This is a genomic window from Algoriphagus oliviformis, assembly GCF_017254915.1.
GTDB classification, from domain to species: domain Bacteria; phylum Bacteroidota; class Bacteroidia; order Cytophagales; family Cyclobacteriaceae; genus Algoriphagus; species Algoriphagus oliviformis.
On sequence record NZ_JAFKCT010000001.1, the window covers coordinates 814,969 to 827,921 of the forward strand.

At 53.1% G+C, this 12,953-nt stretch carries 11 protein-coding genes; 7 read left to right on the top strand and 4 right to left on the bottom strand.

The genetic code is table 11. The features are described from left to right. The 4 genes from J0A68_RS03435 (at nucleotide 1) to J0A68_RS03450 (ending at nucleotide 6,135) form a co-directional block, all read left to right on the top strand. Nucleotides 1–633, top strand: coding sequence for a pseudouridine synthase (locus J0A68_RS03435; RefSeq protein WP_206576784.1), 633 nt, complete (start codon nucleotides 1–3; stop codon nucleotides 631–633). Between the two features lie 119 nt (nucleotides 634–752). Further along, nucleotides 753–1,724 (top strand): AAA family ATPase, encoded by a 972-nt coding sequence (locus tag J0A68_RS03440; RefSeq protein WP_206576785.1) that lies wholly within the window; start codon nucleotides 753–755, stop codon nucleotides 1,722–1,724. 184 nt (nucleotides 1,725–1,908) lie between these two features. After that, on the top strand, nucleotides 1,909–3,144 hold the full coding sequence (locus J0A68_RS03445) for a beta-helix domain-containing protein (RefSeq protein ID WP_236021330.1): 1,236 nt from the start codon (nucleotides 1,909–1,911) through the stop codon (nucleotides 3,142–3,144). A 114-nt stretch (nucleotides 3,145–3,258) separates the two neighbouring features. After that, nucleotides 3,259–6,135, top strand: a complete 2,877-nt coding sequence (locus tag J0A68_RS03450) for a TonB-dependent receptor (RefSeq protein ID WP_206576786.1) — start codon at nucleotides 3,259–3,261, stop codon at nucleotides 6,133–6,135. A gap of 118 nt (nucleotides 6,136–6,253) precedes the next feature. On the opposite strand, the gene J0A68_RS03455 is transcribed toward J0A68_RS03450, so the two are convergent. Next, a complete protein-coding gene (locus tag J0A68_RS03455) occupies nucleotides 6,254–6,736 on the bottom strand; it encodes a cupin domain-containing protein (RefSeq protein ID WP_206576787.1) in 483 nt (160 codons plus the stop codon). Next, nucleotides 6,733–7,827, bottom strand: a complete 1,095-nt coding sequence (gene wecB / locus J0A68_RS03460; RefSeq protein WP_206576788.1) for a non-hydrolyzing UDP-N-acetylglucosamine 2-epimerase — start codon at nucleotides 7,825–7,827, stop codon at nucleotides 6,733–6,735. The genes J0A68_RS03455 and wecB overlap by 4 nt, the downstream gene beginning before the upstream one ends. A 130-nt stretch (nucleotides 7,828–7,957) precedes the next feature. On the opposite strand from wecB, the gene J0A68_RS03465 reads away from it, so the two are divergent. Next, the gene (locus J0A68_RS03465) at nucleotides 7,958–8,626 is read left to right on the top strand and encodes a hypothetical protein (protein ID WP_206576789.1); all 669 of its coding nucleotides are present in this window, start codon (nucleotides 7,958–7,960) and stop codon (nucleotides 8,624–8,626) included. A gap of 3 nt (nucleotides 8,627–8,629) precedes the next feature. Further along, nucleotides 8,630–10,327 (top strand): capsule assembly Wzi family protein, encoded by a 1,698-nt coding sequence (locus J0A68_RS03470; protein ID WP_206576790.1) that lies wholly within the window; start codon nucleotides 8,630–8,632, stop codon nucleotides 10,325–10,327. Here J0A68_RS03470 and J0A68_RS03475 read toward each other — a convergent pair. Then, nucleotides 10,316–11,158, bottom strand: a complete 843-nt coding sequence (locus J0A68_RS03475) for a glycosyltransferase family 2 protein (protein ID WP_206576791.1) — start codon at nucleotides 11,156–11,158, stop codon at nucleotides 10,316–10,318. The two genes, J0A68_RS03470 and J0A68_RS03475, sit on opposite strands and share 12 nt — an antisense overlap. A 139-nt stretch (nucleotides 11,159–11,297) precedes the next feature. Here J0A68_RS03475 and J0A68_RS03480 point away from each other — a divergent pair, with 139 nt between their 5' ends. After that, entirely contained in the window at nucleotides 11,298–11,813 is a 516-nt protein-coding gene (locus tag J0A68_RS03480) for an FKBP-type peptidyl-prolyl cis-trans isomerase (RefSeq protein WP_206576792.1), read from the top strand. A gap of 117 nt (nucleotides 11,814–11,930) precedes the next feature. Here J0A68_RS03480 and J0A68_RS03485 read toward each other — a convergent pair whose 3' ends face one another. Further along, nucleotides 11,931–12,761 (bottom strand): hypothetical protein, encoded by an 831-nt coding sequence (locus J0A68_RS03485; RefSeq protein ID WP_206576793.1) that lies wholly within the window; start codon nucleotides 12,759–12,761, stop codon nucleotides 11,931–11,933. Nucleotides 12,762–12,953 lie beyond the last annotated feature (192 nt).

The window sequence follows — 12,953 nt, forward strand, 5'->3', positions numbered from 1 at the left end:
TTGGCCAGATACTTTATCATTTACAAGCCCTTTGGGGTACTGACGCAATTCACCGGAGAGGGGCCCACGCTGGCCTCTCTCGGTGCTTTTCCCCGGGAGGTCTATCCCGTGGGCCGCTTGGACAAGGACAGCGAGGGGCTCCTGCTCATCACGGACGACAAGTGGCTCAACCACCACCTGCTCAATCCGCGCTTTGGCCACCAGCGTACCTACTACGCCCAGGTGGAGGGCATCCCGACTCCCGAGGCCCTGAAGCAGCTGCGTGCCGGAGTCACCATCAATGTGGATGGCAAAGACTACCACACCAAGCCTGCCCTGGCGAAAATCCTGGAACCCGCGCCCCAGCTTCCCGAGCGGAATCCCCCCATCCGCTATCGCGCTTCCATCCCCGATACCTGGATCGAATTGACGCTGATCGAGGGCAAAAACCGCCAGGTGAGGAAGATGACCGCCGCGGTAGGATTTCCCACGCTCCGGCTGGTGCGTTTTTCCATGGAGAAAATCAACATCGCCGGTATGGAGGTGGGAGAGGTCCTGGAGCTGGACGAGAAGACCGTTTACCATCAGTTGGGATTGACGGGCTTCGCAAAAACCGGAGCCACTCAGGGCAAGGGTAAGCCGCGGAGGTCTTAAATTTTCCTAAAATCCCCGAGGCGCCGAGACATTTCCACTTATCCGTTTTAAGATTGTCCTTTGGGACAATTTCCCCTATTTTAGCCCGGCCATATCAGGCATCTAATACCATATAGTTCATGCATCAGGAAAAAATCGCCGAAGTAATCCAGGAAGTAAAAAAGGTAGTAGTGGGACAGGACAAGATGGTCAACCGCCTCTTGATCGGACTCTTCACCAACGGACATATCCTGCTAGAGGGCGTGCCGGGTCTGGCAAAGACCCTCACGGTAAACACCCTGGCCAAGGTCCTCCACCTGGACTTCAACCGAATCCAGTTTACCCCGGATCTCCTTCCCTCCGACCTCATCGGTACGATGATCTACAACCAGCAGACCTCCAGCTTTGAGGTGAAGAAGGGGCCGATCTTTTCCAACGTGATCCTCGCGGATGAGGTGAACCGCTCCCCGGCCAAGGTGCAGTCGGCCCTGCTGGAGGCCATGCAGGAGAAGCAGGTGACCATCGGGGAGACGACTTTCTCACTGGATCGTCCTTTTCTGGTTTTGGCTACCCAAAACCCCGTCGACCAAGAGGGTACCTACCCGCTGCCGGAGGCGCAGGTGGACCGATTCATGATGAAGGTCCACATCGACTATCCGAGCAAAGCCGACGAAATGGAGGTCATGCGCCGCATGTCCAACATGCAGTACTCCTCCGAAGTACGGCCTATCCTCTCCAAGCAGGATATCTTCGACATCCGAAACCAGATCAATGCGGTCAACATGGCCGAGCCCCTGGAGCACTACATCATCGAGCTGGTCTTTGCCACCAGATTCCCGCAGCAGTATGGCCTGCGGGACGAGGCGAAATACATCATGTTTGGCGTATCACCGCGGGCGAGCATCAATCTCAACCTGGCCGCCAAGGCCGTGGCCTTCATGGATGGGCGCGACTACGTGCTTCCAGAGGACATCAAGGACATCGCCGAGGACGTGCTGAACCACAGGATTTTGCTTAATTATGAGGCAGAAGCGGACAATGTCAGCACCCGAAGCCTTGTGAGAACCCTTTTGGAAAAAGTGCCGATTAACAAGTCGGTAACATTGAAGTAACATAGAATTAGGCACGCAGAGGCTTTCCAAGTGGAAAGCCTTTTTTTTTGTTTTCACTGTTAATCCAATATTAAATTCTGTCTGGTTTTTTAAAAAAAGGATAAACAGCAAAATTCTCTTGCGGGGAAAATTGAAGGCAGTTTTGCATCGGTAAAACGCAGAACCATAATTCAATTTATACCAAATGAAAAAGTACAACTACCTGTTAGCACTCATCACAGCTTCCCTTTTGGGCCTGACCAGCTGTATTGAAGGAAACGACAAACCAGGTGACGGCGGTGATGACAACTCCAGCGTCAAGATCACTTCCAACATCACTACCAACACCACTTGGGAAACTGGAAAGACTTACGTTCTCGGTGGCAGAATCGCGGTGACTTCTGGTGTCACTTTGACCATCCAGCCAGGTGTAGTCGTGAAAGGCGAAGTAGGTTCCGGAGCTAACGCTACGGCACTCATCATCGCCCGAGGTGCTAAAATCATGGCAGAAGGTACTTCCTCCCAGCCTATCATCTTCACTTCCGTAGCTGACGAAATCATGCCAGGACAGGTAGCTTCTCCAAACATGGATCCTACGCTGGAAGGTCTTTGGGGAGGTCTGATTGTTTTGGGCAAGGCAAAGGGATCTTTTGCCGGCGATATCACCGAAACCCAGATCGAAGGCATCCCTGCCTCTGACATCAACGGTCTGTATGGCGGCAACGACGATGCTGACAACTCAGGCGTATTGAAATACATCTCCATCCGTCACGGTGGTGCCAACATCGGCGAAGGCAACGAAATCAACGGCCTGACCCTGGGTGGTGTAGGTTCCGGTACTGTGATCGAAAACGTTGAGGTAGTCGCTAACCAAGACGATGGAATCGAGTGGTTTGGCGGTACTGTATCCGTGAAAAATGCCTTGATCTGGAACTCTGGCGATGATGCTCTGGACACTGACCAGGCTTGGGCAGGTACCTTGGACAATTTCATCGTGATCTGCGGTGTCAATACGGACCACGCACTGGAAATCGACGGTCCGGAAGGTTCTTACAACGCTGGCCACACCGTGAAAAACGGCTCTGTCAAAGGTCATCCAAACTCCGAGTTTGGCGACTTCAGAGCAGGTGCTAGAGGTGCATTCTCCAACATCTACTTCTTCAACTTCCCCGCTCCATCTGACAACAACAACGCTGGTAAAGGCGACTTGTCCCTTAGCGGCGACGCTACCATCGCAAACTTTGCCAACGGCGTCCTGACCTTCTCCAAACTGGAAGCTACCCTTGCTGCGGGTGTGACCTTGGATCAGGCCTTCAGAAACGGTACTTCCGCCCACGCCAGCACTGTGGCTGCCAAAGCCAACACCGTAGGTGCTGACAAGGCTGCATTTGCCAACTGGACTTGGGCTGCCGCTGCCAACGCACTGGCTGACTTCAAATAACAAAAAACGGGATATCCTGAAAAGAAGGTCTTGCAAGGACCCTTCTTTTCAGGATTCCCCCCTTGCTGATACTATTTCTATTGCTGTATGAAAACCAAAGCATCCAAAACCCTCATGAAAACCTCAGTAGCGATTGTACTCGTAGTGCTCTTCCAGCTGCTCACAGGATTCGCCTTTGCCCAAAACGGGACTATTCGAGGAGCAGTCTTCGAAGAAGCCACCGGAGAGCCACTGTTCGGTGTCTCTGTACTGGTCAAGGAATTGTCTACCGGTGCCGTCACCGACTTTGACGGCAAGTTTGAGGTTCAGGTGGCCCCTGGCACCTATACCATCCAGGTTTCCTACCTTTCCTACACGACCTTCGAGCTCACTTCTGTGGCTGTGGAGGCTGGTCAGGTCAATGTACTCCAGGATATCCTGATGAAAGAAGAGGCTTCCGAACTGGAAACCGTAACTGTGCAGGCATCGGTAATCCGAACCACGGAATCCGCGCTGATGTCTGTGAAAAGAGGCGCTCCCAACCTTCTGGACGGAATCTCCGCCAGCACCTTCCGCCAGATCGGCGACGGTGACGCTGCTTCCGCAGTGAAGCGCGTGACGGGTGTCTCCATCGAAGGAGGCAAATACGTCTACGTACGTGGTCTGGGTGACCGCTATACCAAAACCGTCCTCAACGGCATGGACGTACCTGGTCTGGATCCAGACCGCAACACGATCCAGATGGATATCTTTCCTACCAATGTGATCGACAACATCATCGTATCCAAGTCTTTCACCTCTGATCTGCCTGCAGATTTCACCGGAGGTGTGGTGGATATCGAAACCAAAGATTTTCCTGAAGAGAAAACCATGAAGCTGGGTATCTCAGGCGGTGTGAACCCTTCCATGCACTTCAACAAAAACTACGTCACCTACGAAGGTGGCAAGACCGACTGGTTGGGATTTGACGATGGTACCCGTGCCATTCCGACTGGCGGCCGTACCGACATCCCCCAGTATGGACAAGTGGTGGGCAACCCCAACAGCCCAGCCGGACTGGAATACCAGCAGATCCTAGGTGACTTCAACAAGACCCTCGGCGGACATCGCCAAAACAGCTTGATGGACTTTGGACTGTCCTTCTCCCTCGGCAACCAGATCGCAAGACCAAAAGTAACCTGGGGCTACAATGCCGCGGTGACTTACAAAAACGAAACAGAATACTACCAAGGCGCGGAATTCAACCTGTACGGTAAGCCGATCGGCGAGACCGAGACTGAGCTGGAGCCCCTGGAAAGACAGCGTGGCGACTATGGCGTCAACAACGTCCTGCTCGGCGGTATGGCCGGAATCGCGCTGAAGACCAACGCTTCCAAATACAAACTCAACATTCTCCATCTCCAAAACGGGGAATCCAAAGCCGGTATCTTCGACTTTGTCAACACCAACCTGGGTGCAAACTTCGAAGCCAAGCAGTACAACCTGGAATACAGCCAGAGAGCGCTGACCAGCGTCCTGCTGTCCGGTACACACTTCTTTAATGGACGTGACTGGGAACTGAGCTGGAAAGTGGCTCCTACCCTCTCCACCATCGACGATCCGGATATCAGATTTACCAGATTCAGACTGCCTACCAACAATATATCTACTGAGGTAGGTCTTCCAGCCCGTATCTGGAGATCACTGCAGGAGGAAAACATCAACGGTAAGGGTGACATTACCAGAAACATGTCCCTGTTCCAGAGAGATGCCAAGCTGAAGTTCGGTGGAAGCTACTCGTTCAAGCACAGACTGTTCAACATCCAAAGCTTCCAGTTCCCAACAGGCGACACCGAGCTGACTGGCGATCCAAACCAGATCCTGAACGAGGAGAACCTCTTCTCCGCGGACAACAGAAACGGCGTTCGTTACAACCCGGACTTTATCCCGACCAACCCCAACGAATACGAGGCTTATGCCACGACCATGGGTGGATACGCTTCCATGGAGATGAACCCTGCAGACAGGCTGAAAGCGGTAGTGGGCTTGAGAGTGGAGCAGTTTAACCAGTTCTACACCGGTACCAACCAGACTGGCGACATCGTCTATGACTTGGTGGAGATGCTGGATGACCTGGATTTCTTCCCTACCGTCAACTTGATCTACAACCTGAAGGAAAACCAAAACCTGAGACTTTCCGCGACCAGAACCACCGCTAGACCTTCTTTCAAGGAGCTTTCCTACGCGGAAATTCTTGACCCGATCTCCGGCCGTACCTTCATCGGTGGACTCTATCAGGAGACGACCAACGGTGGCACCGAGGTACTGTGGGATGGCAACTTGACCTCTACCCGCATCAACAACTTTGACTTGAGATGGGAGCTGTTCCAGCAGCGGGGTGAGATGTTCTCCGTGAGCGCCTTCTACAAGAGCTTTGACAGACCGATCGAAATGGTACAGTTCCTTTCCGATCCAGGTACTTTCCAGCCTAGAAACGTGGGCAATGGTTCCGTAGCCGGTTTGGAATTTGAATTCAGAAAGTCCCTGAAGTTTATCTCGCCTTCTCTGGAGAGCTTCGCTTGGAATACCAACGTGACCCTGACTGAGTCCCAGATCAAAATGTCCGAGTCTGAACTGAGATCCAGAACCAACTCTGCCAAAGAGGGAGAAGTGATCAAGGATACCCGTGAGATGGCTGGTCAAGCGCCATTCATCATCAATACCGGCTTGTCCTTCAACAACTTCGCTACAGGATTGGAAGCAGGTTTGTTCTACAACGTACAGGGCCCTACCCTTACCTATGTGGGCTTTGGCAACAGAACCGACACCTTCTCCGTGCCTTTCCACTCGCTGAACTTCAACCTGAACAAGTCTTTCGGTGCAGACGAGAGAATCCAGGCTGGCCTGGGCGTGCAAAACATCCTCAACCAAAAGCGTGAGATGGTCTTCAAATCTTTCGAAGCCCAAGATCAGATCTTCACCAGCCTGGCCCCAGGCACCAAGATCAGCTTCAACGTAGGATTTTCATTCTAAACAACTACCGCTTACCATAAAACCAAAGGCTGTCCCAATCGGGGCAGCCTTTTTCGTTTTTGGGGTATTTGGGAAAAGCGCTTGCGAGCAGCGAGCGCCAAAGCCGCGTCGGCTTGTTTTAGGTCAGTCTGTGGATGATTGCCGCGGAGTCGGGATAGCGAGGAAGCAAGTCGCCTGCTGTGAAAAGCTCAAAATCCCGGAAGTCAAAACCGGGAGCCACCACGCAGGATACCAGCGCAAAGCTGTCGGGCTGGTCTACCGTGCTTCCAAAAATCGAATTTGCCTTGACCACTTGCTGCGGGGACGTGCCGGACGCATCCGCAGGCCCTAGCTTGAGGATCTGATGGCCGCTTTCCCCAAGAACATGAACCGTGAGCGGACTTCCCTCATGCCAAAACCACAGCTCGTCGCTCTTGATCCGGTGAAAATGGGACACGTCCTCGGAGCGAAGGAGGAAAAAAATCGAGGTTGCCAGGCTTCTTTCGCCCTGTCTGGTGTCCAGGTTTTCCTCAGCGCGATAGGTTTCCGAGTAGAAGCCTCCCTCGGGGTGGGGCTGCAGATTCAGTTTTTCTACCAGCTCTTGGATACGTCCCGTTGTCATGAATAGGCCTGGATCAAGATGGCCACGATTCTTTCGGCAGTCTTTCCATCCCAATGCGGGATGCCCTGGTAGTGCTTCCACTCCCCTTTCATGATTTTGTCCAGGTAGGGACGGAGCTTTTTGGGATCGGTGCCCACCAGCTCGTTGGTGCCGAGATGGATGGTTTCGGGCCTTTCCGTATTGTCACGCAGGGTGATGCAGGGCACGTCCATCACGGAAGTTTCCTCGGTCACGCCTCCGGAGTCGGTGATCACGCCCTTGGCATTTTTCACCAGATAGTTAAACTCCAAGTAGCCCAAAGGCTCGCAGAGCAGGAGATTCGTGGCGTCTATGCCGAGGTTTTGGAGGTTTTTGGCGGTGCGGGGATGCACCGGGAAGACGATGGGCAGACCGCCGGTACCCTCTAGTATGGCATCGATCATCGCCTTGAGCGACTGCTCCTGGTCCACGTTTGCGGGCCGGTGCATGGTCATCACGAAGTAGTTTCCGGCGCTGAGGCTGTCAAAGACTTCTCCCTCGGGCTTTTTGAAATTGGGGAGCTGAGCCATCAGCGTGTCGATCATGGTATTGCCCACAAAGTGGATTTTCTCCTCCGCGACCCCAGCCTTGCGGAGGTTCGTATTGGCGATCTCCGAGGTGGTGAAAAAATGGTCCGTGATCGAATCCGTCACCATGCGGTTGATCTCCTCGGGCATGGAGAGGTCACCGGAGCGAATGCCTCCTTCCACATGGGCCACGTCGATCTGGAGCTTTTTTGCGGCGATGGAGCAGGCCAGGGTGCTGGTCACGTCTCCTACGACGATGACCAAGTCCGGACGGTTTTCCATGAGTTCCTTTTCGAAAGCCACCATGATCGCTGCCGTCTGCTCGGCTTGGGTGCCACCGCCTCCGCCGAGGTTGGCATCCGGCTCGGGGATGTTGAGTTGGTCAAAAAAGTCCCCGGACATCTTTTTGTCGTAGTGCTGCCCCGTATGCACCAGCCGGTATCCCACGTCGACGCCTTCTTTTTGGCACTGCTGAAAAGCGTGGATGATAGGGGCGATTTTCATGAAGTTGGGCCTGGCACCGGCGACAATGGTAAACGTGGGCATGGACGATTCGGATAGTTTGGACAAAAATAGGCAATCCCTCCAGAAGGGCGGGGCTTTCGTCATATTCATGCCAAGGGTTTGGTTAGATTTTTGTTTCTTTGCCCGTGTTTTTTGGGATAATCGAGAATAAATGAGAAAACTTAGTTGGTGGACTGGCCCGGGACTTTGCCTGTTTTTGGGGCTGGCTTTTTTGATCACTTCCTGTCTGCCTACGGTGGAAAACGAACAGGTAGCCTATTCCAATGATTTCTCGGATTTGGATCTCGCCGGTTTTGAAAATGCCAAGCTCTACGTCTACAACAACGACACGGTGGTGGGCATCTACCACAACGATGAAGTGGCGGTCAACATCAAAGACCTCCCGTCCCACAATTACCTGAAGGTAACCCTCGAGATACTGGTCCACGATAGCTGGGACGGCAACTCCGACGATGGCCTGGGCGGCCCGGACTACTGGTACATGGGATACGATGGGATTGAGGTCTTTCGGACCACCTTTTCCAACACGCCCTGTGCGTCCACGTACTGCCTTTACCAGTCCTATCCCAACGACTATTTCAGGCAAAACGTCCCCAAGTCAGGTGCCATCCAGACCAACCTGCCAGGGCTTTGCATTTTTGGACCCACAGCCCCAAACTATACCACTCGGTATAGCATTTCGAAATTGATCGAGCACTCCAACCCCAGCGTGAAAGTGTACATGGGAGGAGACCTCACTGCGGTCAATGCGCCGAGCCCCATCTGTGACGAATCTTGGTCACTTGCCAAAGTGGAAGTGGTAGCCATTCAAACAAACTAAGGAATGAGAAAAAAGATAAAACTTCTAAAAGCCGCCTTGGTTTGTTTGTTGATGGCAGTCAAGCCTTTGGCCTTTTCCCAGACTATTCCGGTTGGCACACCTGTTTTGGACGAGTATCTGAGAAGGATGCAGCTTTTGGGGCAGGTGGATTCCGCGTCCTCCTGGATGATCCGGCCGATCTATCCTGCCGAGGCCTTTGGAGTGGAGCATGGCTTTGACCTGGACAGCTCTCTGGTCGATCTGGACAATTCGGAACTTCACAGCAGGATCGGCACCAAGGGCAAGTTTCTGATGATGCCCGGAGTGTACAAGGCGAAGTACAACTCCACCTACGCCTCGGAGTCCAACGAGGGCGCCTTCATACCCAACAGGGGCATTCAGCAGGTATTCAGCCCGGGAATCTACGCGGAGTACGGCAATTTCAGCCTGCAGCTGCAGCCGGAGCTTTTGCTGGCGCAAAACAAGGACTATGAAGGATTTCCCATCGAGCATCAAGCGACGATACTGTTCTACTATGAGTTTATGAATCGGATCGATATGCCGGAGCGCTTTGGCGAAAAGGCATACAATCGCGTCTATCTCGGACAGTCGAGCTTCAGATTTAACCTCGCGGAGTATTCCTTGGGGATTTCTACCGAAAATCTCTGGTGGGGACCCGGCAGGAGAAGTTCCCTGCTGATGGGCAACAATGCCCCCGGATTTCTCCATTTTACGCTCAATACACGCAAGCCGGTAAGCACGCCCATCGGTTCGGTAGAGGGGCAGGCGATTGCCGGTTTTCTGAAGTCCACCGAGTTTTTGCCTCCATGGCCGGACTATACCATCCAGCAAAACCCAGTCTATATCCCCAAGCCGGCAAACGGAAATCGCTATATGTCGGGCTTGGTGCTGACCTATCAGCCCAAGTGGGTTCCGGGCTTGTTTTTGGGCTATGGCTCGGTCAACCACATGTATCGCGAGGATGTGTCGACCTTCAGCGACCTGCTCCCGATCTTCAACGGCAGGAAGGGTCCTTCCAACGTCTTTGATCCCGTGCGGGACAAGCGCCAGCAGTTTAGCTCGGGCTTTTTCCGATGGCTGGCTCCGGCGGGCCGATTCGAGTTTTATGGGGAGTATGGCACCCGCGGAAACAGCCGGAAATTTGAGGAATTTGCCACTAGCCCCGAGACAGGACGGGCGGTGGTATTGGGTTTTGCCCACCTCATGAATCTTAAGAAGCAGGGCAGGTACCTGGAGCTCAGCTCGGAGATGACCCTCTCTGGCCAGACCGTACGGGAAGAGATCCGCCAGCTCCGCACTTGGTACATCCACGACCATGTCCGACACGGCTATACCCACCAGGGCGAAGTCCTGGGCGTAGGCAATGGCCCTGCTTCCAACCAGCTGTTCGTCGGCGCGGCCTGGGTGGAGGGTCTGAAGAAAATCGGGCTCCAGTTTGAGCGGATCGAGTACAACACGGACTTTTACTACTACCGATACGAAGCCTCCAAGGACTGGAGAAACAAGTACGTCGATCTGGTCTTTACCCTGGCACCAGAATGGCAGTTTGGGGATCTGCTGCTTTCCGGCAAGTTCCAGTATGTGAGTACGCTCAACTATAAGTGGTACCTCGAAAACGACCCGAGCGGGCAGTATTTTGTGCCGGGTTGGGATCGGCAAAACTTCGTCGGGCAACTCGGCTTGACATACCTATTTAGATAGGGGCGTGATCCTGCGGCTCAGTCTGGCAAATAGAAGCGAAAGAAGTTTGGTTTGTAGGGTGCGTCTCTGAGCCTTGGTCAGGGGAGCGTTTCTGATTTCCCTGAAGATGGCCGCCCAGAGCGCCGCACGGTTTTTGGCACCATGCTTCCAGCCACTGGATACGGAGGACTGCAGGTACACTTTCTTGAAAAGCACCCGGTCAGAAGTGACAAATGAGCCATGGAAGGCCATTTTGAGCATTAGGATCAGGTCAAGGGAAAATTCCCTTTCGCCAAACGGCAACCTTTTTATTGGAAAAACCTTCCGTACCGCCTCGCTTCGGTGTAGGCCTTGGTACCCCGCCCACCAGTGGTCTTTGTCTTTTTTTGCGATATGGAAACAGCGCTCCACGGGGTCGGTGATATCGGACGCCTCGCGGTAGAAGGAGCTCAGGCTCCTGTCCACGTAGGAGTTTTCCATTCCGGGGATGGCAAGGCACGCATGCGGACGAGCTTCCAGGAGGGGCACCAAGGTCGAAATGTATTCCGGATAGCGCTGGTCGTCGTGGGAGTTGGTAAAGCAATAGGCGCTGTCTTGGGCGGCTTGCAGCCAAAGCAGTTCGGTGGTCTTTGCCCAGCCCAGATTTCGATCGTTTTTCACAAAGCGAAACCTGGGATCCCGCTTGCAGAAGTCCTCGCAGACCGCGGCGGTGCGATCCGGCGAGCAGTCGTCACAGACGATGATCTCGAAGTTGGGGTAATCCTGCCCTGCGAGAGCCTCGAGTGTTTTGAGGATGAACTTTTCGGCGCGATAGGCTGGGACAAAACCGACGACTTTGGGATAGGTATTCATTTGGGCGAAAATCTTGGGTCAGAAGATAGCAAGGAGAACTTCAAATGTTCAACAATTCCGGCTTCTTCCTTTGTTTTTTTGAGGCGGGGATGGGGAAAAGCCCGATCTTTGAAGCTCAACCTGAAAGTAAAAGACAGCAATGAAAGCCGAAAAAGACAAAGTCGTCGCGGTAGCCTACATCCTCAAAGTGGATGATGGGGAAAGCGGCCAAGAGCTATACGAGACCGTGGGCGAGGACTCGCCGTTTTATTTCCTTTTTGGGCACCAAAACGTGTTGCCCAAGTTTGAGGAAGCCATCGCCGGAAAGGCGGCAGGAGAGACTTTCTCCGTGTCGATAGACTTCGAAAATGCCTACGGAGACTACGACGATGCCAAAAAGACCATCATCCCGAAAGCGAACTTCAAGGAAGACGGCAAGAAAAACAGAGACCTGCTCAAGGTCGGCAACGTGATCCCGATGCAGGACGACAAGGGAAACCAGATGCGCGGGGAAATCACCAAAGTGGACTACCGCGGCGTCCACATGGATTTCAATCCTCCCTTGGCGGGCTATGACCTGTTTTTTGAGGGAAAGATCATCGCCATCCGTGAAGCGCAGCCTGTGGAGATCGAACATGGACATGTACATGGGCCGGATGGACACCACCATCACTAGGAGCTCAGTACTTCCGGACTAGTCTAAGCAAAGCCCTTTTCATACTGAAGAGGGCTTTTTGATTTTAGGGAGTAGTGGAAGGAAAAAAATGGGCTTCTGAATTTCAGAAGCCCTTGTTCACTTTTTCAGTTCGTAGCCATAATTCTTGTAAGCCAAGTCAATGCTCAGCTCACGAAGGCCCAAAATCCGATCCGAAGGGTACAGCAAATACGCTTTGGATAGCTGCTCAACTGCCTGGCCGAAGGCCTGCGCGTTGAAATGCACGATGGCATCGTTGTAGTATTGAAGTCCCGCCAGCTGCGTGAGACTTACTTTTCTAAAGATGGAATTGTCGCTGTAGTCGATATCCGGCCCGGCGAGTCGTTGGCCCACGGCCTTTGCCGACACAAACTCGGATGGCTTGTAGGCGTCGAGGTACTTTTCGACTTCCGAGGGCGTAGTGATCATACCGCCCACCGGCAAGGTGCTTTCCAGGACGATTTCCTTTCCGTCCAAGCCCACCACGATGAACACATGGTAGTCCGTCTCGACAATATCGTAAGAGTAGCCATATCGCTCGAGGAGCATGCCGAGTGCAGCCGATCCGCTCACGCAGTCAAAGCGGCCCTCGGAGAGCATCGTGTTGAAGGTGGAGTGTTGTTCGTATTTCTTGAAAAGACGCTGCGATGATTTCTGGAAAATCTGCCGAAGCAGGTTGAGGTCGGCGTTGTTTTTTGCTGCCTTGGAGTCCAGCTCGCTTACCAGGCTTGCCCAAGTGTCCTCCGGTCCTGAGGTCTCTGCCTGTACCGCACGAAACAGCAGGAAGGGGCTGTCCTTGCCTCGATTCCAGATGTCCTTCTCCATTTCTGAGTCAAAAGTCAGCGTCTCATACGTAGCAAGACTCGTCTGGGACAAGGTCACAGGGACCAGTCCAGCCAAGATCAAGAGTATGAATAGCACTTTTTTCATGGATATGAAGCCAATGTTAATCGATTAACTCAAAGTTAACAATTTGTTAACATTGGAAAAAATATAATCGAAAACTTAACATTGGAGCCCAATGGCCAGGAGGCAGAGTGGCAGTAGGCGGTCTCGGTGATCAGCAAGGGCTTTGAAATCAGTCGAATGGTGGTTTGGCCAACCCTTCGTGAAAAAACGCTG

Excerpts from the sequence above, each read along its gene's own strand:
- J0A68_RS03485 (WP_206576793.1), bottom strand. The coding sequence starts at position 12,761 with ATGAAAAAAGTGCTATTCATACTCTTGATCTTGGCTGGACTGGTCCCT.
- J0A68_RS03440 (WP_206576785.1), top strand. The coding sequence starts at position 753 with ATGCATCAGGAAAAAATCGCCGAAGTAATCCAGGAAGTAAAAAAGGTA.
- J0A68_RS03445 (WP_236021330.1), top strand. The coding sequence starts at position 1,909 with ATGAAAAAGTACAACTACCTGTTAGCACTCATCACAGCTTCCCTTTTG.
- wecB (WP_206576788.1), bottom strand. The coding sequence starts at position 7,827 with ATGCCCACGTTTACCATTGTCGCCGGTGCCAGGCCCAACTTCATGAAA.
- J0A68_RS03455 (WP_206576787.1), bottom strand. The coding sequence starts at position 6,736 with ATGACAACGGGACGTATCCAAGAGCTGGTAGAAAAACTGAATCTGCAG.
- J0A68_RS03450 (WP_206576786.1), top strand. The coding sequence starts at position 3,259 with ATGAAAACCTCAGTAGCGATTGTACTCGTAGTGCTCTTCCAGCTGCTC.
- J0A68_RS03470 (WP_206576790.1), top strand. The coding sequence starts at position 8,630 with ATGAGAAAAAAGATAAAACTTCTAAAAGCCGCCTTGGTTTGTTTGTTG.
- J0A68_RS03475 (WP_206576791.1), bottom strand. The coding sequence starts at position 11,158 with ATGAATACCTATCCCAAAGTCGTCGGTTTTGTCCCAGCCTATCGCGCC.
- J0A68_RS03465 (WP_206576789.1), top strand. The coding sequence starts at position 7,958 with ATGAGAAAACTTAGTTGGTGGACTGGCCCGGGACTTTGCCTGTTTTTG.
- J0A68_RS03480 (WP_206576792.1), top strand. The coding sequence starts at position 11,298 with ATGAAAGCCGAAAAAGACAAAGTCGTCGCGGTAGCCTACATCCTCAAA.